The sequence below is a fragment of the Bacillus pumilus genome, assembly GCF_003431975.1.
Taxonomy (GTDB): Bacteria; Bacillota; Bacilli; order Bacillales; family Bacillaceae; genus Bacillus; species Bacillus pumilus_N.
In genome coordinates, this window is sequence record NZ_CP027116.1 from 62,766 (window position 1) to 84,185 (window position 21,420).

The following is a 21,420-nucleotide window of genomic DNA, read 5'->3' on the forward strand; positions in this document are numbered from 1 at the left end:
CGTTTTTCTGTTTTAAACAAGCAGGGAGGAGGAGCCAAATGAAAAATATACAATCATTTATCAAACAAAGTGATGATTTTCAGTCCATTTTTAATGGGCTAAAGGAAGGGTTAAAAGAACAGCTGCTTGCCGGACTATCAGGCTCCGTCAGATCTTTATTTACAGCCGCTATATCAGATGAACTCAAGCGGCCGATGTTCATTGTGACTCACAACCTATATCAAGCGCAGAAGGTAACAGACGATCTTGCCAGTGTGATGTCAGATCGCTCGGTCCTTCTTTATCCTGTAAACGAACTCATCGCTTCAGAAATTGCCGTTGCCAGCCCTGAGCTTAGAGCACAGCGTCTAGATGTTTTGAACCGGCTGGCAAATGGAGAAAACCCCATTATCGTCACACCGGCTGCCGCAGTGCGCAGAATGCTTCCGCCTGTTGAGCTCTGGAAGGAAAGTCAGATCCATTTAAAGGTCGGTGAAGAAATTGATTTGGAGGCGTTTTCAAAACAACTCGTACAAATTGGTTATGACCGGACGTCGATGGTTGCTGCGCCCGGAGATTTTAGTGTGCGCGGAGGAATCATTGATATTTATGCGTTAACGGAAGAACATCCTATTCGAATTGAACTGTTTGATACAGAAGTAGACTCGATCCGAACGTTCCATTCGGATACACAGCGTTCATTAGAAACGCTTCAAGAGATCAAAATCGGTCCCGCAAAAGAGCTGATTGTAAGAGGTCCTGAACGAGTGAGAGCGATTGAACAGCTTGATCAAGGACTTGCGAAGAGCTTAAAGAAATTCAACTCAGATCAGCAAAAAGAACTGTTGCATCAACATATTTCGGCTGATCGAGAGAAGCTGCTAGAAGGCATCGTGACGCAGGAAATGACGAAGTACCTTTCCTATTTCTATGAAAAGCCTGCTAGTTTGCTAGATTACACTTCACAGGATACGATTATTATTTTGGATGAAATCAGCAGAATACAGGAGATGGAAGAACAACTTGAACAGGAAGAAGCTGATTGGACAATTAGTTTACTTGAAGAAGGAAATATCCTTCATGATTTATCTCTTTCTTTCCCATTCCAAGAGCTGATCAGACAGCAGTCGAGGTCTATTCTGTACTACTCCTTGTTCCTGAGACATGTCCAGCAGACAAATCCGCAAAATATCGTCAATGTATCTAGTAAGCAAATGCAGAATTTCCACGGACAGATGAATGTGCTTGCGAGTGAAATTGAACGCTATAAAAAACAACAATATACGGTTGTCATCTTAGGTGTGGATGAAGAACGAACAGACAAACTGTCTTCTGTCTTAAATGACTATGACATTGAAGCCGCTCGTGCTAAGCCGGACGCTGAGCTTGTAAGCGGGCAGGTGTATATTTTACAAGGTGAGCTGCAAACAGGCTTTGAACTGCCATTATCAAAAATTGCGGTGATCACTGAAGGTGAGCTCTTCAAGAAACGTGTGAAGAAGCAGGCACGTAAACAAAAGCTGACCAACGCAGAGCGCATTAAGAGCTATTCCGAGCTTCAAGTCGGTGATTATGTGGTGCACATTAACCACGGGATCGGTAAATATTTAGGAATTGAAACGCTTGAAATCGGCGGCATTCATAAAGATTATTTAAATATTCACTATCAAGGAAGCGACAAGCTTTATGTACCGGTTGAACAAATTGATCAGGTGCAGAAATATGTCGGATCAGAAGGTAAAGAACCAAAGCTGTACAAACTAGGCGGCAGCGATTGGAAACGTGTGAAGAAAAAAGTGGAATCATCTGTTCAAGACATTGCAGACGATCTCATTAAGCTGTATGCAGAACGTGAGGCAAGCAAAGGGTATGCTTTCTCGCCGGACCATGAGATGCAGCGCCAGTTTGAATCTGCGTTCCCTTATCAGGAAACAGATGATCAAATCCGTTCCATTCATGAAATCAAACAAGACATGGAGAGAGAGCGTCCAATGGATCGTCTGCTTTGTGGAGATGTGGGATACGGAAAAACAGAAGTGGCGATTCGAGCTGCCTTCAAAGCAATTGCTGACGGGAAGCAGGTTGCATTGCTCGTGCCGACAACCATCTTAGCGCAGCAGCATTTTGACACGATCATGGACCGATTCCAAGACTACCCTGTCAAAATTGCTCAGCTGAGCCGTTTCCGTACGAGAAAAGAAACAACTGAAACATTAAAAGGGCTGAAAAATGGCACGATTGATATGGTCATCGGTACACATCGTTTGCTTTCTAAAGATATTGTCTATAAGGACTTAGGTCTGTTGGTCATTGATGAAGAACAGCGCTTTGGTGTGACGCATAAAGAGAAAATCAAGCAGATGAAAGCCAATATCGATGTACTGACATTAACGGCTACGCCAATTCCTCGTACGCTGCATATGTCAATGCTTGGTGTGCGTGATTTATCGGTTATTGAAACGCCGCCTGAAAACCGTTTCCCTGTTCAAACCTATGTGGTGGAGTACAATGGCGCTTTAGTCAGAGAAGCGATTGAGCGAGAATTAGCACGCGGCGGTCAAGTGTACTTCCTGTACAACCGTGTTGAAGATATTGAACGAAAAGCAGATGAAATCTCCATGCTAGTCCCAGACGCGAAAGTCAGCTATGCACATGGGAAAATGAGTGAGAACGAGCTGGAATCAGTGATGATCAATTTCCTTGAAGGGGAATCAGATGTATTGGTCAGTACGACCATCATTGAAACGGGCGTCGACATTCCAAATGTGAATACGCTCATCGTCCACGATGCCGATAAAATGGGGCTTTCTCAGCTGTATCAGCTAAGAGGACGAGTAGGGCGCTCGAATCGTGTCGCTTATGCGTATTTCACATATCGAAAAGATAAAGTTCTGTCTGAAGTAGCAGAGAAGAGACTTCAAGCTATTAAAGAATTCACAGAGCTCGGTTCAGGATTTAAAATTGCGATGCGTGATTTAACGATTCGAGGAGCAGGAAACTTACTTGGTGCACAGCAGCATGGATTCATTGATTCTGTTGGATTCGACCTCTATTCTCAAATGCTGAAAGAAGCCATTGAGGAAAGAAGAGGCGATACAACAGCTCAAGATAAATTCGAGCCGGAAATCGATCTGCAAATCGATGCCTACATTCCAGATACTTATATTTCGGATGGCAAGCAAAAAATTGAGATGTATAAACAGTTCAGAGCGATTGGATCAATCGAAGAGCGAAAAGAGCTTCAAGATGAAATGATCGACCGATTTGGTGAATATCCGCAAGAAGTGGCGGACTTATTTACGATTGCGACGATGAAAGTATACGCAATACAAGAACGAGTCGAACTGATCAAGATGGAAAAAGGCATTGTCAGGCTCACTCTTGAAGAGCAAGCAAGCAGTGAAATCGACGGTCAAAAATTATTTGCGCTCGGCAGTAAATATGGGCGTGATATTGGATTAGGAATGGAAGGCAGCAAGCTAATTATTTCTGTCCAGACAAAAGGCAAGAAGTCGGAGGAATGGCTTGAGATCGTTCTGAATATGCTTCGAGGCCTTCAAGATGTGAAAAAAGAAACCATTCCATCTTCATAAAATTTTGTTTGTCTCTCGTGTATATTACGTTTGATGTGACGGATACTAATCTCAGGGTCAAGTGGTGAATGTTGCATAAAGTGGACGCTTTTGTTCCATTCACCCAACACATCATCAAACGAAAGAGAGGCAGCAGTGAATGAAAGCAACTGGTATTGTACGCCGCATCGATGATCTAGGTAGAGTGGTTATTCCAAAGGAGATTCGCAGAACATTGCGCATCCGGGAAGGAGATCCACTTGAAATTTTCGTCGACCGCGATGGAGAAGTGATTTTGAAGAAATATTCGCCGATTAGTGAGCTAGGGGACTTTGCGAAGGAATATGCTGATGCATTATTCGACAGTTTGGGTCATTCCATCCTGATCTGTGATCGAGATACGTATATTGCTGTATCCGGTAGTTCGAAAAAAGAGTACTTAAACAAATCTATCAGTGATTTACTTGAACGAACAATGGACCAGCGTAATTCTGTGTTAGAAGAAAGCAAAAAAGAAATTCAACTTGTCGATGGTATTGATGATGACGTATCTGCTTATACCATTGCACCTATTGTTGCAAACGGAGATCCGATTGGCGCCGTCGTGTTATTTTCTAAAGAGCGTTCAATGGGAGAAGTGGAGCATAAAGCGGCAGAAACGGCAGCTGGCTTCTTAGCCCGTCAAATGGAACACTAGGTCTAATATTTCTATATCATCTTGATAAGAACGAATGCCGACGAAATCATTTGATTTTGTCGGCGTTTTTTATATGGGATGAAACAAAATGAGGAATGTGTCGTCTACTCCTTAGAAAGAAACGGCTTTTTAGGAACGTATGATATAATGAGTGCGTTTAACTGTAGATCTATTTTTTGATTGAACATAAAGGAGTCATCCATGAAAAATGCTGTGAATCAGCCGCATTGGCTTTTCCAGGGTGCGGTGATTTTGACCATCGCAGGTTTGTTATCAAAGGTACTAAGTGCCATTTATCGTGTCCCTTTCCAAAACATCGTTGGGGACACAGGGTTTTATATTTATCAGCAAGTATACCCCTTCCTAGGCATTGCCATCATGCTCGGCACCACAGGGTTTCCTGTCATGGTGTCCAAGCTTCTGAGTGAGCATGGGGAAGAGAATCGACGGATCATTATAAGGGTATCCTTGGTCTATATCACGTTACTGAGCTTGGTCTTATTTCTTTGTCTTTACATAGGGGCAGGAAGAATTGCGAGCCTTATGGCGGACAGTCAATTAATTCTGCTCATCCAAATGAGTGCTTTTGTATTTTTATTTCTGCCGCTTACTGTAATGCTGAGGGGAGTTTTTCAGAGTGGCGGTATGATGCTTCCCACCGCTATTTCTCAACTTGTTGAGCAGCTCATTAGGGTAGGTGTTTTGCTTGTATTATCCTTCTATTTCGTGAGGCACGGTTATTCGCTTTATGAAACAGGTGCGGGTGCGGTATTCTCCTCCATCGCAGGCAGTACGGCCTCACTCATACTGCTTCTTTTCCTTTGGCTGACTTACAGAAAACAGTCTGCTGCAAGTATGGCAGGCAAACGGGTGACACTTCGGAAAAAGGATGTTTTGAAGAGTTTGGTGCTGTATACATTCACGATTTGTATCAGCGGATTGCTCATTTTATGGATGCAAATGATTGATGCCTTTCACCTATATCCTTTACTGAGGAGCGAGGGTCTGAGTGAAGCCGCGGCAAAGGCGGCAAAAGGTGTGTATGACCGAGGCCAACCATTCTTACAGCTAGGGACGGTGTTTGCTATTAGCATTGGAACCTCTCTTGTACCATTTTTATCGTCGGCCATGCGTAATGGAGAGCATGAAACGATAAGGCAAAAAGTGCGTACATCGTTTAAGACCACGTCCGTTTTAGGCATTGGGTCAGCGGTCGGACTGATTTGTATTCTAGCATCAGTTAATACCATGCTTTTTCGTAATGACTTAGGCACAGATGCGCTGCAAATATTCTGTATTTCCATCGCATTTACATCCATTGCGATTACGCAAATGGCTTTACTTCAGGGACTGGGACATACCGTGTATCCAGCTGTTGTGGTGATCCTGAGTGTACTCGTGAAATGGATACTAACGCTTGCGCTTGTCCCGCTATTTGGCATTCACGGTGCCGCTTGGTCAACCGTATGTGGTTTTCTCGCTGCCGCTCTGCTCAATGCTGTTTATTTGAAGCATAAAGGATGGATTTCATTGAGAGAGCTGTTTCCAGTGAAAATTCTATTATCAGCCGCCTTCATGGCTATTGTCTTAATTGGGTATCAGGCTCTGTTTTCTTGGGTCATTCCCTTTGAAAAACGACCTTTTTCTGTTTTAGAGAGCCTGACGTCAGTTTTTATTGGTGGTTTCGCCTTTTTATATAGTATTCTTAAGCTAGAAGTATTTACGGACGAGGAATGGAGACTCATTCCATTAGGAGAAAAGATTTTATATTTTAAACAGATGAGAGGGAATCAAAATGGCAGGTAAGATTACCGTCGTCGGTCTTGGAGCAGGCGACATGGATCAGCTGACGCTCGGTGTATACAAGCAGCTGAAGCAGGCAAAGGAAGTATTTATGAGAACGCAGGACCATCCGCTTACTCCAGAGTTGATGCAGGAGGTCCCATCTCTGACCTTTTTTGATGAGATTTATGAAAAGCACGATCAATTTGATTCGGTATATCAAGAAATCACTGAAATTTTATTTGCAGAGGCTGCGGAAAAGGATATTGTGTACGCAGTGCCAGGACACCCATTTGTTGCAGAAAAAACCGTACAGCTTCTTGTCGCTCAGCAGCAAGAGCGTGGGATTGAGGTGTCTATTGCAGGGGGCCAAAGTTTTCTGGATGCCACGTTTAACTCCTTGCAGATTGATCCAATCGAGGGCTTACAATTCGTTGATGCAGGAGATATGAGAGCGGATGATCTAAAATTAACCCAACATGTGCTGATTTGTCAGGTATATGATCAGATGACAGCTTCGAATGTGAAACTCACGCTGATGGAAAAGCTTCCTGACGATTATGAAGTCTATCTTGTGACTGCGGCAGGAAGCCGTCAAGAACAGATTAATGCGGTTCCTTTATTTGAACTTGATCGAGATGTGTCGATAAATAACTTAACGAGTGTTTATGTACCTCCGATTCAAGATGAACAACTGCTTTATCAACAATTTGACACATTCCGTGACGTCATACGTACATTAAGAGGTCCGGGCGGCTGTCCATGGGATCAAAAACAAACCAATGAGTCACTTAAACCATATTTAATTGAAGAATGCTATGAACTGCTTGAAGCGATAGATGAAGATGATCCAGACCATATTGTGGAAGAGCTCGGAGATGTCCTGCTACAGGTATTGCTTCACGCTCAAATAGGTGAAGATGACGGTTATTTCTCAATTGATGACGTCATTCAGCATGTCACTGAAAAAATGATCCGTCGACATCCTCATGTGTTTGGTGACACCAATGTTTATGATGCAGCAGATGTGGTTGCTAACTGGGAAAAAATCAAGCAGCAGGAGAAGCCGGAGCGGACAGTCTCCATTTTGCAATCCATCCCTGCGACGCTTCCAGCCTTAACAAAGGCATATAAGCTTCAAAAGAAAGCCGCCAAGGTAGGCTTTGATTGGACAGATGTGAAAGATATTTGGAACAAATACGAAGAAGAAAAGCAGGAATTTCTCGTTGAAGTGGCAGAGAAGCCGGAAGAAAGTGCAACGAAGCAGATGAAAGATGAATTTGGAGATCTTTTATTTGTTCTCGTCAATATCGGAAGGTTCTATCAGCTAGAGCCTGAAACGGCGCTCGCTTCCGCTAACACAAAATTCATGAGTCGCTTTCAGCATATCGAACAGCAAGCAAAGGACATGGGACGTTCATTAGAGGATTTAACGCTAGAGGAAATGGACGATCTATGGAACGATGCCAAACGTATAGAAAGAGGTGAACATACATGAGACTAGATAAATTTTTAAAAGTATCTCGTTTAATTAAAAGAAGAACATTGGCAAAAGAAGTAGCTGATCAAGGCAGAATTTCCATTAACGGCATACAGGCGAAAGCTAGCTCTGACGTGAAAGAAGGAGACGAGCTTCAAATCCGCTTTGGCCAAAAACTTGTGACGGTTCAAGTCAACGAGTTAAAGGACACAACGAAAAAAGAAGAAGCGGCAGGCATGTATACTGTGCTAAAAGAAGAGAATACAGCAGAATAGGGCTTGTTCTAAATGACCCTCCTATCACATACAATGCAGTAACAATGCAAGTATGAGATATGGGGGATGTATAAATGAATCAATATTATAATCAACCTCAAGGTACGAAGCTGTCATCAGAAGCGGAGCACAATGTCACAATGCGAAACAGAAAGCATTTAGATATTACCGGTGTCAAACAGGTGGAAAGCTTTGATAATGAAGAATTTCTGCTTGAGACGGTCATGGGGATTCTCGCGATCCGCGGAGAAAATCTACAAATGAAAAACCTAGACGTCGAAAAAGGCGTTGTGTCAATCAAAGGACGTGTCTTTGACTTAATCTATGTAGATGAGCAGCACGGGGAGAAAGCTAAAGGATTTTTTAGCAAGCTGTTTAAATGACGCTGACAGTCCAGTTTTATACGATGCTTTCCATGGCAGCGATGGGCATCTGGCTGGGCGCATCGCTTGATACGTACAAGCTGTTTGTGAATCGGAAAAAGACAGCAAAATGGCATTTGGTTGTACACGATCTCCTTTTTTGGATCGTACAGGGTCTCTTATTCTTTTATGTCCTGCTACTGACAAATGAGGGAGAGTTCAGACTTTATATCTTTCTAGCCGTGGCACTAGGCTTCTCAATGTATCAGGCATTGATGAAACAGGTGTATATCTACGTTCTCAAGTTTGTCATAAGATGTGTCTATCAGACCGTTCTCTTCCTGAAACGGCTGGTCATGTCCATCGTCTTCCAGCCAATCCGCTGGCTGATGACATTGATCATAAGCACTATATTGTTCTTGCTCCACTCGCTCTTACGTCTTGTTCGTTTTACGTTTCGGCTCGTGTGGAAGGTGCTGTCGATTGTTTGTTATCCGCTCATCTGGTTACTTAATGTGACCATTATTCATCGGATTCCCGAAAAATGGCGAACATCAATGAGATTGTTTTTCTCTAAAGGAGCAGGAATTTTACAAGGGACCAAGAAATTATCTGGTACCATTAAAACGAATTGGAAACAATTCTGGACAAAGTAAGAGAGGAGGCCTTCAACCTTGAACAAAAGAAAAAGAAATATCGCACAAATTCAAAATGATTATCAAAAACAAATGGAACAGCAAGCACAGCGCTTAAAACGCAAACGCCGTGGACTCCTTAGAAGGCTTACCGTGTTTGGTGTGGTCGTGCTCATGTTTGCTGTCTTGGTGACAAGTGCCCTCTGGTCGCAATCGTCCTCACTAAAGGAAAAAGAAGAGAAGAAGGTTGCGCTCGAAAAAGAGTTGAAGCAATTACAAACAAAGCAGGAAGATATTTCTGATGAAATTAAGAAGCTGAAAAGCAAGGAATACGTACTCGAACTGGCACGAAGAGACTATTATATGTCCAAAAAAGGCGAAAAAATCTTTGATGTGGGCAATAAGAGCGATTAGCCTTGTTGACACTTAAAATTCAGTTTATGTATAATTGAACAAATGAGATTTTTTTATAAGTCTAAGGAGGAGCACTTTTTTTATGTCGATTGAAGTTGGCAGCAAGTTACAAGGGAAAGTTACGGGCATTACAAATTTTGGAGCTTTTGTGGAGTTGCCAGGCGGTTCAACTGGTCTCGTTCATATCAGTGAGGTAGCCGATAACTATGTAAAAGATATTAATGAGCATTTAAAAGTCGGTGAACAAGTTGAAGTGAAAGTGATTAACGTTGAAAAAGACGGTAAAATCGGCTTGTCCATTAAAAAAGCAAAAGATCGTCCTCAACAACAATCAAGACCGAGCAGAAATGATTTCCGTCCGAAGGAATCGTTTGAGCAAAAAATGAACAAATTCTTAAAAGATAGCGAAGATCGCTTAACATCTTTAAAACGTAACACGGAATCAAAACGTGGGGGGCGCGGAGCAAGAAGAGGTTAACTTGTTGCTGCTTTCTATATATTATTCAAAACAAAGCATCTGCTGTCAGCAGGTGCTTTTTTTCTTGATCCATACGACATTTTTTGAGATTTCGCTATTTAATTTAAAACTTCCTATTGACGGACAAGCGATTCCTTTGTATTATAGATCTTGTGCTTCTTAGCGCATTTTTATTTTGGCGGTGTAGCTCAGCTGGCTAGAGCGTACGGTTCATACCCGTGAGGTCGGGGGTTCGATCCCCTCCGCCGCTATCCTTTTAAGTAGAACATAAAGCAAGGCCCGTTGGTCAAGCGGTTAAGACACCGCCCTTTCACGGCGGTAACACGGGTTCGAATCCCGTACGGGTCATCTTCGAAACAGCTTTCTTATAGAAAGCTGTTTTTTTGTGTCTTCGTAAAATTGTGATGAAACACATCGACTTTCATGAAAGTATGCCTCTTTGACGAATAAACCGTCGAACGTTTTATGGAAACGACAACTTCTTTTGACAAAATTTCTTTTTCACCTTCGCTATAATGACAAGCAACGAATATCAGGTGGGGGATGAGAAGATGGAAAAACTAGAAAGAAGAACTGATTTAACAGGAGCGGGGTTGGAAAGAATCAGTGCAGGGTTAAAAAAGATGAAAAACCTGTTTCTTCATCACACGCATTCTCTTTTTTTCTATAAAGGGTTTATTTATGTTGTTCTTGGTTTTTTATTAGGACGAGCCTTTATATTATCTGAAATTATGCCGTTTGCACTGCCTTTCTTTGGCTCTATGCTGCTGATCAAAAGAGATAAGGCCATGCTGGCTTGTCTCGCTTTACTTGCAGGGGCGATGACGATATCACCTCAAAGCGCATTGTTTGTGTTTGCATCGTTGATTGTGTTTCTCCTAATGTCAAAGGTGGTTTCTTTCATCATCAAAGATCCAGTGAAAACATTGCCGGTCGTCATTGTACTATCAATGCTGATGACCCGAGGAGGCTTTGTCTATCTAGAGCAAGGTGCTGTGCAAAGCTACGATTACGTCATGGCGGGTGTCGAAGCAGGACTTGCCTTCATTTTGACATTAATTTTTCTTCAAAGCCTGCCGATTTTTACAGTCAGGAAAATCAAACACTCTTTAAAAGTTGAAGAAATTATTTGCTTTATGATTTTAATTGCGTCAGTTTTAACAGGCTTGGCTGGCATCACATTTCAAGGAATGCAGGCAGAGCACATTTTATCGCGTTATGTCGTACTAACCTTTGCCTTTATTGGAGGAGCCAGTATTGGTTGTACGGTAGGTGTTGTGACAGGGTTAATTCTCGGTCTCGCCAACATCGGCAATCTGTATCAAATGAGTCTTCTTGCCTTTTCAGGCTTATTAGGGGGACTGCTCAAAGAGGGGAAGAAAGCAGGAGCGGCCATTGGTTTAATTGTGGGTTCCTTACTCATTTCCCTGTACGGAGAAGGGTCAGCAGGTCTCATGACTACGCTGTATGAATCACTGATTGCGGTTGCGCTTTTCTTGCTCACGCCACAATCAGTGACCTCTAAGGTGGCGAAATATATCCCTGGTACAGTAGAGCATGTACAGGAACAGCAGCAATATGCCCGGAAAGTACGAGATGTGACAGCAAAAAAGGTAGACCAATTCTCTAATGTATTTCATGCGCTGTCTGAGAGTTTTGCGACATTTTACGAATCCATTCCTGAAGAAAAGAAGCAGGAAGAGGATGTAGATCTTTTTTTAAGTACGATCACAGAACGATCCTGTCAAACGTGCTATAAGAAAAATAAATGCTGGGTGCAGAACTTTGATACAACCTATGAACTGATGAAACAAGTTATGCAAGAATCTGATGAAAAAACGTACGAGCATAACCGGAAATTGAAGAAGAAATTTAGCCAGCACTGCTCAAAATCAAAACATGTAGAGGAATTGATTGAAGAAGAGATTGCTTACTACAAAGCCAATCAGACCTTGAAGAAAAAAGTCCAAGACAGCAGACGTCTTGTGGCTGAACAGCTTATGGGTGTCTCACAAGTCATGGAGGATTTTTCCCGGGAAATAAAACGAGAAAGAGAACAGCACTTTATTCAAGAAGAGCAGATGATAGAAGCGCTTCAGCACTTTGGAATTGAAATTCAACAAGTAGAGATTTATAGCTTAGAGCAAGGCAATGTCGATATTGAAATGAGAATCCCTTATTGCCAAGGACATGGGGAATGTGAAAAAATCATCGCCCCCATGCTCTCAGATATTTTGGAAGAACAAATTTTAGTCAAAGCAGAGCAGTGTGCAGAGCACCCAACAGGCTATTGCCACGTTGTATTTGGCTCTGCAAAATCATATCGGGTGGCTACAGGCGTAGCGCATGCAGCGAAAGGCGGGGGATTAGTGTCTGGGGACAGCTACAGCATGATGGAGCTGGGTGCGGGTAAATATGCTGCGGCGATTAGCGATGGAATGGGCAATGGAGCAAGGGCTCATTTTGAAAGCAATGAAACGATTAAGCTGTTAGAAAAAATATTGGCGTCCGGGATCAATGAAAAAGTAGCGATCAAAACCATTAATAGTATTTTATCTTTACGAACGACAGATGAAATCTATTCAACATTAGATTTATCAATTATTGATTTACAGGATGCGAGCTGCAAGTTCCTCAAGATTGGTTCAACACCTAGCTTTATTAAACGGGGTGATCAGGTGATGAAGGTACAAGCGAGCAACTTGCCGATAGGCATTATTGATGAATTTGAAGTGGAGGTTGTCAGTGAACAGATGAAGGCAGGAGATCTGCTGATTATGATGAGTGACGGCATTTTTGAAGGCCCCAAGCATATTGAAAATCATGATCTGTGGGTGAAGCGAAAAATGAAAAGCTTTAAAACAGAAGATCCGCAAGAAATTGCTGATTTATTAATGGAGGAGGTCATTCGAACAAGAGCGGGTCAAATTGACGACGATATGACAGTTGTTGTTATCAGACTTGACCATAACACACCAAAATGGGCATCCATTCCGACAGGTACATTCTATCTTGAGAAACAAGAGATTTCTTAATATATCGTATAATATGAATTTCTTCTGGCGATGATGGGGATATAAGCATTCAGTTACGATCCCAGGAGGAATGAAGATGCGAAAAGGTCACGTAAACCAAATTTTATTGATTACAGATGGCTGCTCAAATCACGGGGAAGATCCACTTGCGATTGCCTCATTGGCAAAAGAACAAGGGATTACAGTCAATGTCATTGGCATTATGGAGGAAAACAGACACGATCATGAAGCGATGAAAGAAGTCGAGGGCATTGCACTCGCAGGCGGAGGCATCCACCAGGTTGTCTACGTCCAGCAGTTATCTCAAACGGTACAAATGGTCACAAAAAAAGCGATGACGCAAACCTTACAAGGTGTTGTGAATAAAGAATTGCAGCAAATACTTGGCAAAGATACAGAAATTGAAGAGCTTCCCCCTGATAAGCGTGGCGAAGTGATGGAAGTAGTCGATGAGTTAGGAGAGACGGTTCACCTTCAAGTGCTCGTGCTTGTTGATACAAGTGCAAGTATGAAACCGAAGCTGCCGACTGTGAAAGAAGCACTGATTGACCTCTCCATTAGTTTAAATTCAAGGATTGGTGAAAATCAGTTTGGGATGTGTGTATTTCCCGGGAAAAACTCAGATGCTGAAATTGTGTTGAATTGGACGCCTCGATTCGATTCATTATCATCTATTTTCCCTAAACTGACTACGGGAGGAATTACACCAACTGGCCCAGCGCTTCGAGAAGCACTTCAGCATTTCAAATCAGTTCGTTCGCGTAAAGGGCTGCTTGAAGCAAAGGAAGAGCATGATGATGAATTCGGCTTCTAACATTCCGTTAGGCACGGTGATTCAAGGGAAATGGCACCACCATCATTACCGTATTGTAAAAGAGCTGGGAAAAGGGGCGAACGGTATTGTCTATCTGGCCGAATCGCCAAATGGTCAAGTAGCCCTTAAAGTGAGTGATGACAGTATGCTCATTGCATCTGAAGTCAATGTATTAAAATCCTTTTCTAAGGCTCCTGTGAAAACCATGGGGCCTTCTTTTTATGATATGGATGATGCCATTTATCCAGGCATGCTTCAAAAGCGTTCCTTTTATGTCATGGAGTATGTTAGAGGTCCGCTGCTGCTTGAATTTGTAAAACAAAAAGGTGATGAGTGGATCGTCGTTTTAATGGTTCAGCTTTTATCTAACCTGGCTCATTTACACCAGGAAGGCTGGATTTTTGGAGACTTGAAGCCGGATAATCTCATCATTTCAGGCCCCCCAGCTGCGATCAGGTGCATTGATGTGGGAGGAACAACAAAAGCAGGCAGAGCAATTAAGGAGTATACGGAGTTTTTTGATCGAGGCTACTGGGGATTCGGCACAAGAAAGGCAGAGCCATCTTATGATCTGTTTGCCTTAAGCATGGTGATGTTAAATTGTGCGTATAAGAAAGAATTCAAAAAAGGAGCAGAACCAGAAAAGCAGCTTTATCGAGCCATTGAAGGACATCCTTTATTAAAACGATATGAAAGGGTGTTAAAGGCGGCTTTGCACGGTAAATATCAATCAGCAGCCGACATGAAAAGTGCGTTGCTGAAAGAAGGGCAGCTGATTGCTTCAAGAAAAACGCGTCAAAAAAAGCAAACACAAAAAAATGGGCAAAAGCCGGCTGTTCATCAAAATCAACAGGTCACATCACGCTCACGGGTTGCAGCAGCAAAAAGAACGTCAGTACGCAAAAAATCAGGCGGGATTTTTGAAACCATACTCATCGTTTGCAGTGTACTCGCTCTTTACTGTGCATATGTGGTTTTGTTCCTGCTGTAGAGCTGTAAAAAAGCAGGCTTCTTCTTTGCTTGGAGCTACTGAAAGTGATAGGATATGTATATCTTTAAATTACCTGCTCTTTGTGAGGAGGAAGTTGTGAATAGAATTGAAGCTTTTTTGAAAAAACATGATGTTTACCTTGAAAATACGACAGTCATTGTCGGGGTTTCTGGCGGACCCGATTCTATGCTCTTATTGCACGAACTAAACAAGTGTCGAAAAGGTTCCTATCAGCTGATTGCAGCCCATGTAGATCACATGTTCAGAGGAGAAGAATCCTTTGCTGATTTGGCATTTGTTGAGGCTTACTGCAAGGAGCAAGAGATCCCTTTTGAATCGACCCGCATACAGGTTACCCAATATGCAAAAGAAAACCGCTTAAACAAACAGGCAGCTGCAAGAGAGTGCAGATATGCTTTCTTTCGTCAATTGATGGAGCAATACAACGCTCAATTTATAGCGCTTGCACATCATGGAGACGACCAAGTAGAAACAATGATGATGAGGCTTGTGAGAGGGACTGTTGGGATAGGACTTGCAGGTATTCAAGCAAAACGTCCTTTTCAAGATGGATGGCTAATTCGGCCGCTCATTGGATATTCCAAGGACGATGTGCTGACCGCTTGTGAAAAAGAACATATTCCCTATGTCATTGATCAAAGCAATCACACAGATGACTACTTGCGAAACCGGATAAGAAGACACATTCTTCCCGTGTTAAAAGAAGAGGCACCTCATGTACATGAAAGCTTTCAGTTTATAAGTGACATGCTGACTGAGGATGAGCAATACTTGCAGGCATTAACAAAGGTACAAATGAACCAAGTGATAAAGAATCAATCGCCTAAACAAATTGAGATCAAAACGAAGCCTTTGCTTGACCTGCCTTTGCCTTTACAAAGAAGAGGCATTCAACTAATATTAAATTATCTTTATGAAAACACTCAATCAGCGTTTTCAAACCAGCATATTCTAGGGACTTTGGACTGGTTATCTCATACCGAACAACCGTCTGGATCATTAGATTTGCCAAAAGGCTTACAAGCTGTCAAGTCTTATGATCACTGTATGTTTACCTTTGAACGATCGCTCGTATTAGATCAGTCCTATGCCCTTCACTTAAAGGGTGAGCTTGGAGAGGAGCTTTTCCTCCCAAATGGACAGTCTATCGTGGTGTCAAATCATGTTCCGAAGGATGCGCGGAACGGAAACCATTTTTTCTTGCTTCAAAAAGATCATGTTCGTCTTCCTTTGATCATTCGCTCACGAAAAAATGGTGATCGAATAAAACTTAAAGGCATGAATGGATCAAAAAAGGTGAAGGATATATTTATTGATAAAAAAGTGCCTCTTGCAGAAAGAGACAGCTGGCCGATCGTCACTGACTCGGATCATCAAATCATCTGGATCCCAGGTCTGAAAAAATCCGTTTTTGAAGAAATTGATATGACAAACAGCGATCTCATTGTATTACAATATAGACAGCACGAAAATTTGTAGGGGGCAAGCAAAAGCATGAAACAAGATATTGAAAAGATTTTGATCTCAGAAGAAGAGATCCAGCAAAAAGTGAAGGAACTGGGTGCAACATTAACCAGCGATTATGATGGTAAATTTCCCCTGGCTATTGGTGTTTTGAAAGGGGCTCTTCCATTCATGGCAGACCTGATCAAACACATTGATACATATTTAGAACTTGATTTTATGGATGTATCTAGCTACGGAAAGTCTACCGTATCTTCAGGAGAAGTAAAGATCATTAAGGATCTAGATACTTCTGTTGAAGGAAGAGATATTTTAATTATGGAAGATATCATCGACAGTGGGTTAACTTTGAGCTATCTGGTAGAGCTTTTCCGATACCGTAAAGCAAACTCCATAAAAATTGTGACATTGCTTGATAAACCAAGCGGCCGCAAAGCAGACATCAAAGCAGATTATGTTGGATTTGAAGTGCCAGATGCATTTGTTGTCGGTTATGGATTGGATTTCGCTGAACGTTACCGAAACCTCCCGTATATTGGAGTGTTAAAACCATCTGTTTACGAAGGCTAATCAGCATACGTATACATGAGGTTATTGGTTGTATTGGAATGATTTTCTATGATACTATTGAACATAGTTGTGCTTACTGTGGGAGGAGGTAAGGAATGAATCGGGTTTTTCGTAATACGATTTTTTATATACTTATTTTATTACTTGTGATAGGGGTAGTTAGTTGGTTAGGATCCCCTAATCAAAAGCCTGAGAACATGTCTTACAGCAAATTTTCGCAAAATCTAAGTGCGGGAAAAGTGGAGAGTATCTCCATTCAGCCTGTAAGAGGGGTTTATGAAATTCGTGGTCAGTTAGATGGCGCGAAGAAAGATGAATACTTCATTACCCATGTTCCAGATGGTCAAGGTGTTGACCAAATTTACAGTGCACTGAAGAATACAGATGTAAAAGTAGAACCAGCACCTGAAACAAATGGATGGCTGCAAGTTCTGACCACCATTATTCCGTTTATCATCATCTTTATCCTGTTCTTCTTCTTATTGAACCAAGCTCAGGGCGGTGGAAGCCGTGTCATGAACTTTGGTAAGAGTAAGGCGAAGCTTTACACAGAAGAGAAGAAACGTGTGAAATTTAAAGATGTTGCCGGTGCGGATGAAGAAAAGCAAGAGCTTGTAGAAGTAGTTGAATTCCTGAAGGACCCACGTAAATTTGCGGAGCTTGGCGCAAGAATCCCTAAAGGGGTTTTACTAGTAGGACCTCCAGGTACAGGTAAAACATTGCTTGCGAGAGCATCTGCAGGAGAAGCAGGCGTTCCTTTCTTCAGCATCAGTGGTTCTGATTTCGTCGAGATGTTCGTCGGTGTCGGTGCATCACGTGTACGTGATTTATTCGAAAATGCGAAAAAGAATGCACCTTGCTTAATCTTTATTGATGAGATTGATGCAGTCGGTCGTCAGCGTGGAGCAGGTCTTGGCGGTGGTCATGATGAGCGTGAACAAACGCTTAACCAGCTACTTGTTGAAATGGATGGTTTTAGTGCCAACGAAGGAATTATTATCATTGCTGCGACGAACCGTGCAGATATCCTAGATCCTGCATTGCTGCGTCCGGGACGCTTTGACCGTCAAATTACGGTTGACCGCCCAGATGTCATTGGCCGTGAAGAAGTACTGAAGGTTCATGCGAAAAACAAACCGCTTGATGATACAGTGAACTTGAAAGCCATTGCAAGCAGAACACCTGGGTTCTCTGGAGCAGATCTTGAGAACTTACTAAACGAAGCAGCACTTGTGGCTGCCCGTCATAACAAAAAGAAAATTGATATGCGTGATATCGACGAAGCGACTGATCGTGTCATCGCTGGGCCGGCGAAGAAAAGCCGCGTCATTTCGAAGAAAGAACGTAATATCGTGGCTTACCATGAAGCAGGTCATACCGTCATTGGTCTTATCCTAGACGAAGCGGACATGGTGCATAAAGTAACGATCGTTCCTCGTGGTCAGGCAGGCGGATATGCGGTCATGCTTCCAAGAGAAGACCGTTATTTCCAAACAAAGCCAGAGCTTCTTGATAAAATTGTCGGCTTGCTCGGCGGTCGTGTTGCAGAGGAAATTACGTTTGGCGAAGTAAGTACAGGCGCTCACAACGACTTCCAGCGTGCAACTGGCATTGCAAGAAGAATGGTTACAGAGTTCGGTATGTCTGATAAACTTGGTCCACTACAATTCGGTCAAGCACAAGGAGGTCAAGTATTCCTTGGCCGTGATTTCAACAACGAGCCGAATTATAGTGAAGCGATCGCTTACGAAATTGACCAAGAAGTTCAGCGTTTCATCAAAGAGAGCTACGAACGTGCGAAACAAATTCTTACTGAGAATAAAGATAAGCTAGAAATCATCGCGCAAGCCCTTCTAGAAGTTGAAACATTAGATGCTGAGCAAATCAAATCTCTTTACGAAACTGGAAAGCTTCCAGAGCGTATATACGCAGATGACGAAGAGAAAAACGATGATGTGAAAGTGAACATCAAGAAAAAAGAAGAAGATGAGGAGATCTAATCTCCTTCTGCGAAAGCTGCCGGGATCACCGGCAGCTTTTTTTATTTCGATTCCTGAATGGATCGGTTTCGAATTGTTTACAAATGGAACTCAATTCGTGTATGGTATGATAGAAAGTCGAAAAATGCTCTTTTTGAGAAACTATTCAAAGTGGTGATGAAGTTGTTACTCGTGATAGATGTAGGAAACACAAATACCGTTTTAGGTGTTTATCATAATGGCGATCTAAACTACCATTGGCGAATTGAAACAAGCCGTCATAAAACAGAAGACGAATTTGGTATGGCCATCAGGTCTTTGTTCGATTATGTAGGGCTGATGTTTGACCAAATAGAAGGGATTATCATCTCCTCTGTTGTTCCGCCAATGATGTTTGCTTTAGAAAGAATGTGCGAGAAGTATTTTCACATAACACCCCAAATTGTAGGGCCTGGAATGAAGACAGGATTAAACATTATGTGTGACAATCCAAAAGAAGTCGGGGCTGATCGAATTGTGAATGCTGTAGCAGCGATTCACCTTTATGGGGCGCCTCTCATCGTGGTAGACTTTGGCACAGCGACAACCTACTGCTATATCAATGAACAAAAACAATACATGGGCGGGGCAATTGCACCTGGTATTACCATTTCAACAGAGGCTTTATATACAAGAGCGGCAAAACTGCCTAGAATTGAAATCGTCCGTCCAGATCACATCGTTGGAAAAAACACCATTAGTGCGATGCAATCAGGTATCCTTTATGGATATGTTGGTCAAGTCGAGGGAATAGTGAAACGGATGAAGCAGCAAGCCAAACAAACACCGAAAGTCATTGCAACTGGTGGTTTGTCTACATTGATTGGAAATGAATCAGATTGCATTGATATTGTCGATCCGTTCCTAACATTAAAAGGACTACAACTCATTTATGAACGCAATCGTGTCGGTGTACTATAGGAGGTTTAAAACGAATGGATTACTTAGTTAAAGCGTTAGCATATGACGGTAAAGTACGTGCATATGCTGCAAACACAACAGATACAATCAACGAAGCACAAAGAAGACACCATACATGGCCAACGGCATCAGCAGCAATCGGTAGAACGATGACAGCAACCGTCATGATGGGCGCTATGCTGAAAGGCGAAAATAAGCTAACGGTCAAAATTGAAGGCGGTGGACCAATCGGCGCCATCATTGCTGATGGAAACGCAAAGGGCCAGGTGCGTGGATATGTCTCAAACCCACAAGTTCACTTTGACTTAAATGAACATGGCAAGCTTGATGTCAGACGTGCAGTTGGGACATCTGGAACGTTAAGTGTTGTCAAAGATATCGGGCTCAAGGATCACTTTACAGGACAAACGGAGATCGTCTCAGGTGAAATTGGAGATGACTTCACTTATTATCTTGTCTCTTCTGAGCAAGTGCCTTCCTCTGTAGGCGTAGGGGTTTTGGTCAATCCTGACAACTCAATCCTCGCTGCAGGCGGTTTCGTCATTCAATTGCTGCCAGGAACAGAAGATGCTGTGATTGAAAGACTAGAAAAGCGGCTATCAACCATTGAACCCATCTCCAAACTTATTGAAAAAGGGATGACACCTGAAGAAATTTTAGAAGAAGTGCTTGGAGAAAAACCTCAAATTCTAGAAACTGTACCTGTCGAATTCTCTTGTAACTGCTCAAAAGAACGTTTTGCTAATGGCATTATCAGCCTAGGAAAAGCCGAAATTGACGATATGATTGAACAAGACGGACAAGCAGAAGCTCAATGCCATTTTTGTAACGAAACGTATGTATTTACAAAAGAAGAGCTAGAAGAGCTACGTGAAGAAATAACCCGCTAAGCTCTAAGCAGCGGGTTTTCTTTTTATAACGGAAAGGAGACGAAAGATGAGACTTAAAGCAAGAGTGGTATGGACATTTATCCTTGTGTTGCTCATGATCAATGCCGTAGTCATTGCATATGTATTAACAAAGTCACAAATGTCACAGGCTTCTTCAAACGGGAAGAGCGGTGAAGAAATTGCGTCGATTGGAAAAGAGAAGGTGACGCGTCAAGAATGGTTAAAGAAGATGGAAGACCGCTACGGAAAGGCAACACTTGAGCAAATGATTAATCAGAAGGTAGTCAATCAGCTTGCAAAAGAAAACAAGTTGGAAGTGTCTTCAAAAGAGATCAATCGTGAATTGCTGATGCTGAAAGCGGTGTCTAATAATTTCTACGAAGATGGACATACAAGCGAAAAGGAATGGAAAGAGCAAATTCGTTATCAAATTTTATTAGAACAGCTTTTAACGAGAGACGCTGTTGTTTCTGAAAAAGAAGCGAAATCCTTCTATGAAAAAAACAAGGATTTATATCAATATGATGATTCATACCGTATTCGCCATATCGTCGTGAAGACAAAAGGCGAAGCTGAAAACGTATTGAAAGATCTAAAAGGCGGATCTAGCTTCGAAGCGGTGGCGGCTGAACGCTCCATTGACCGCTACACCTCTCCATATGGCGGAGATCTTGGGTTTGTAACAGAAGAACAAGAAAGTATTCCAGCCCTATACATACAAGAAGCTCAAAAGCTTCAGCCAGACGAATGGACGAAAGAACCGATCGAGACCAAAAACGGGTATGCCATTATTCAACTAAAAGAAAAATTAAATGGACGCTCTTTCTCTTATGAAGAAGTCAAAGATCAGATCAAAAGGCAGATCGCTATGGAAGATCTAGGTGAAAAGGCGAATGTCAAAACCCTGTGGAAAGAAGCAAAAGTCACATGGTTTTACGATGGCGAGCAGGACTAAAAGCATTGACAAAATTTTTCGAAATTGATAATTTAATATTAATACAATAAAATTACTCGGAGATAGA

17 protein-coding genes, 2 tRNA genes and 1 pseudogene are annotated in these 21,420 nt (G+C 42.2%); all 20 read left to right on the forward strand.

Annotation, left to right across the window (positions count from 1 at the left end; translation table 11 throughout):
- Nucleotides 1–38: 38 nt before the first annotated feature.
- The 20 genes and pseudogenes from mfd to C5695_RS00440 all read left to right on the forward strand — a co-directional run bounded on the left by mfd (nt 39) and on the right by C5695_RS00440 (nt 21,353).
- A complete protein-coding gene (gene mfd, locus C5695_RS00345; protein WP_117728189.1) occupies nt 39–3,572 on the forward strand; it encodes a transcription-repair coupling factor in 3,534 nt (1,177 codons plus the stop codon).
- Between the two features lie 139 nt (nt 3,573–3,711).
- Nucleotides 3,712–4,248 carry a stage V sporulation protein T gene (gene spoVT, locus C5695_RS00350; protein WP_003217990.1) on the forward strand — a complete coding sequence of 179 codons (537 nt, stop codon included), beginning with the start codon at nt 3,712–3,714 and terminating at the stop codon, nt 4,246–4,248.
- Between the two features lie 201 nt (nt 4,249–4,449).
- Nucleotides 4,450–6,054 carry a putative polysaccharide biosynthesis protein gene (locus C5695_RS00355; protein ID WP_117728191.1) on the forward strand — a complete coding sequence of 535 codons (1,605 nt, stop codon included), beginning with the start codon at nt 4,450–4,452 and terminating at the stop codon, nt 6,052–6,054.
- Complete coding sequence (mazG, locus tag C5695_RS00360; protein WP_117728193.1) at nt 6,044–7,528, forward strand: bifunctional methyltransferase/pyrophosphohydrolase YabN; 1,485 nt, start codon at nt 6,044–6,046, stop codon at nt 7,526–7,528. The genes C5695_RS00355 and mazG overlap by 11 nt, the downstream gene beginning before the upstream one ends.
- Entirely contained in the window at nt 7,525–7,785 is a 261-nt protein-coding gene (locus C5695_RS00365) for an RNA-binding S4 domain-containing protein (protein ID WP_117728195.1), read from the forward strand. Before mazG ends, C5695_RS00365 begins: the two co-directional genes overlap by 4 nt.
- Before the next feature lie 74 nt (nt 7,786–7,859).
- Nucleotides 7,860–8,168, forward strand: a complete 309-nt coding sequence (gene yabP, locus C5695_RS00370) for a sporulation protein YabP (RefSeq protein WP_034665732.1) — start codon at nt 7,860–7,862, stop codon at nt 8,166–8,168.
- Entirely contained in the window at nt 8,165–8,803 is a 639-nt protein-coding gene (gene yabQ / locus C5695_RS00375; RefSeq protein ID WP_117728197.1) for a spore cortex biosynthesis protein YabQ, read from the forward strand. Before yabP ends, yabQ begins: the two co-directional genes overlap by 4 nt.
- 18 nt (nt 8,804–8,821) lie before the next feature.
- A complete protein-coding gene (locus C5695_RS00380; protein ID WP_117728199.1) occupies nt 8,822–9,196 on the forward strand; it encodes an FtsB family cell division protein in 375 nt (124 codons plus the stop codon).
- 82 nt (nt 9,197–9,278) lie between these two features.
- Entirely contained in the window at nt 9,279–9,674 is a 396-nt protein-coding gene (locus C5695_RS00385; protein ID WP_008357409.1) for a S1 domain-containing RNA-binding protein, read from the forward strand.
- Nucleotides 9,675–9,851: 177 nt separating this feature from the next.
- A tRNA-Met gene (locus C5695_RS00390) sits at nt 9,852–9,925 on the forward strand.
- A gap of 25 nt (nt 9,926–9,950) precedes the next feature.
- Nucleotides 9,951–10,022: transfer RNA gene (locus C5695_RS00395), tRNA-Glu, on the forward strand.
- Between the two features lie 203 nt (nt 10,023–10,225).
- A complete protein-coding gene (gene spoIIE, locus C5695_RS00400; protein WP_117728202.1) occupies nt 10,226–12,709 on the forward strand; it encodes a stage II sporulation protein E in 2,484 nt (827 codons plus the stop codon).
- A 76-nt stretch (nt 12,710–12,785) separates the two neighbouring features.
- Nucleotides 12,786–13,523: a vWA domain-containing protein gene (locus C5695_RS00405; RefSeq protein ID WP_034325063.1), complete on the forward strand. Its 738-nt coding sequence runs from the start codon at nt 12,786–12,788 to the stop codon at nt 13,521–13,523.
- Nucleotides 13,507–14,514 carry a protein kinase domain-containing protein gene (locus C5695_RS00410; RefSeq protein WP_117732953.1) on the forward strand — a complete coding sequence of 336 codons (1,008 nt, stop codon included), beginning with the start codon at nt 13,507–13,509 and terminating at the stop codon, nt 14,512–14,514. The genes C5695_RS00405 and C5695_RS00410 overlap by 17 nt, the downstream gene beginning before the upstream one ends.
- A gap of 96 nt (nt 14,515–14,610) precedes the next feature.
- Nucleotides 14,611–16,033, forward strand: a pseudogene (tilS, locus tag C5695_RS00415) (tRNA lysidine(34) synthetase TilS).
- Nucleotides 16,030–16,569, forward strand: a complete 540-nt coding sequence (gene hpt / locus C5695_RS00420; protein ID WP_008357399.1) for a hypoxanthine phosphoribosyltransferase — start codon at nt 16,030–16,032, stop codon at nt 16,567–16,569. Before tilS ends, hpt begins: the two are co-directional and overlap by 4 nt.
- Before the next feature lie 95 nt (nt 16,570–16,664).
- Complete coding sequence (gene ftsH, locus C5695_RS00425; RefSeq protein ID WP_117728207.1) at nt 16,665–18,569, forward strand: ATP-dependent zinc metalloprotease FtsH; 1,905 nt, start codon at nt 16,665–16,667, stop codon at nt 18,567–18,569.
- A gap of 162 nt (nt 18,570–18,731) precedes the next feature.
- Nucleotides 18,732–19,508 (forward strand): type III pantothenate kinase, encoded by a 777-nt coding sequence (locus C5695_RS00430; RefSeq protein WP_008341820.1) that lies wholly within the window; start codon nt 18,732–18,734, stop codon nt 19,506–19,508.
- 14 nt (nt 19,509–19,522) lie between these two features.
- A complete protein-coding gene (gene hslO / locus C5695_RS00435; protein ID WP_117728209.1) occupies nt 19,523–20,398 on the forward strand; it encodes an Hsp33 family molecular chaperone HslO in 876 nt (291 codons plus the stop codon).
- A 46-nt stretch (nt 20,399–20,444) separates the two neighbouring features.
- Complete coding sequence (locus C5695_RS00440) at nt 20,445–21,353, forward strand: peptidyl-prolyl cis-trans isomerase (RefSeq protein WP_060697868.1); 909 nt, start codon at nt 20,445–20,447, stop codon at nt 21,351–21,353.
- The last annotated feature ends 67 nt before the right edge of the window (nt 21,354–21,420 follow it).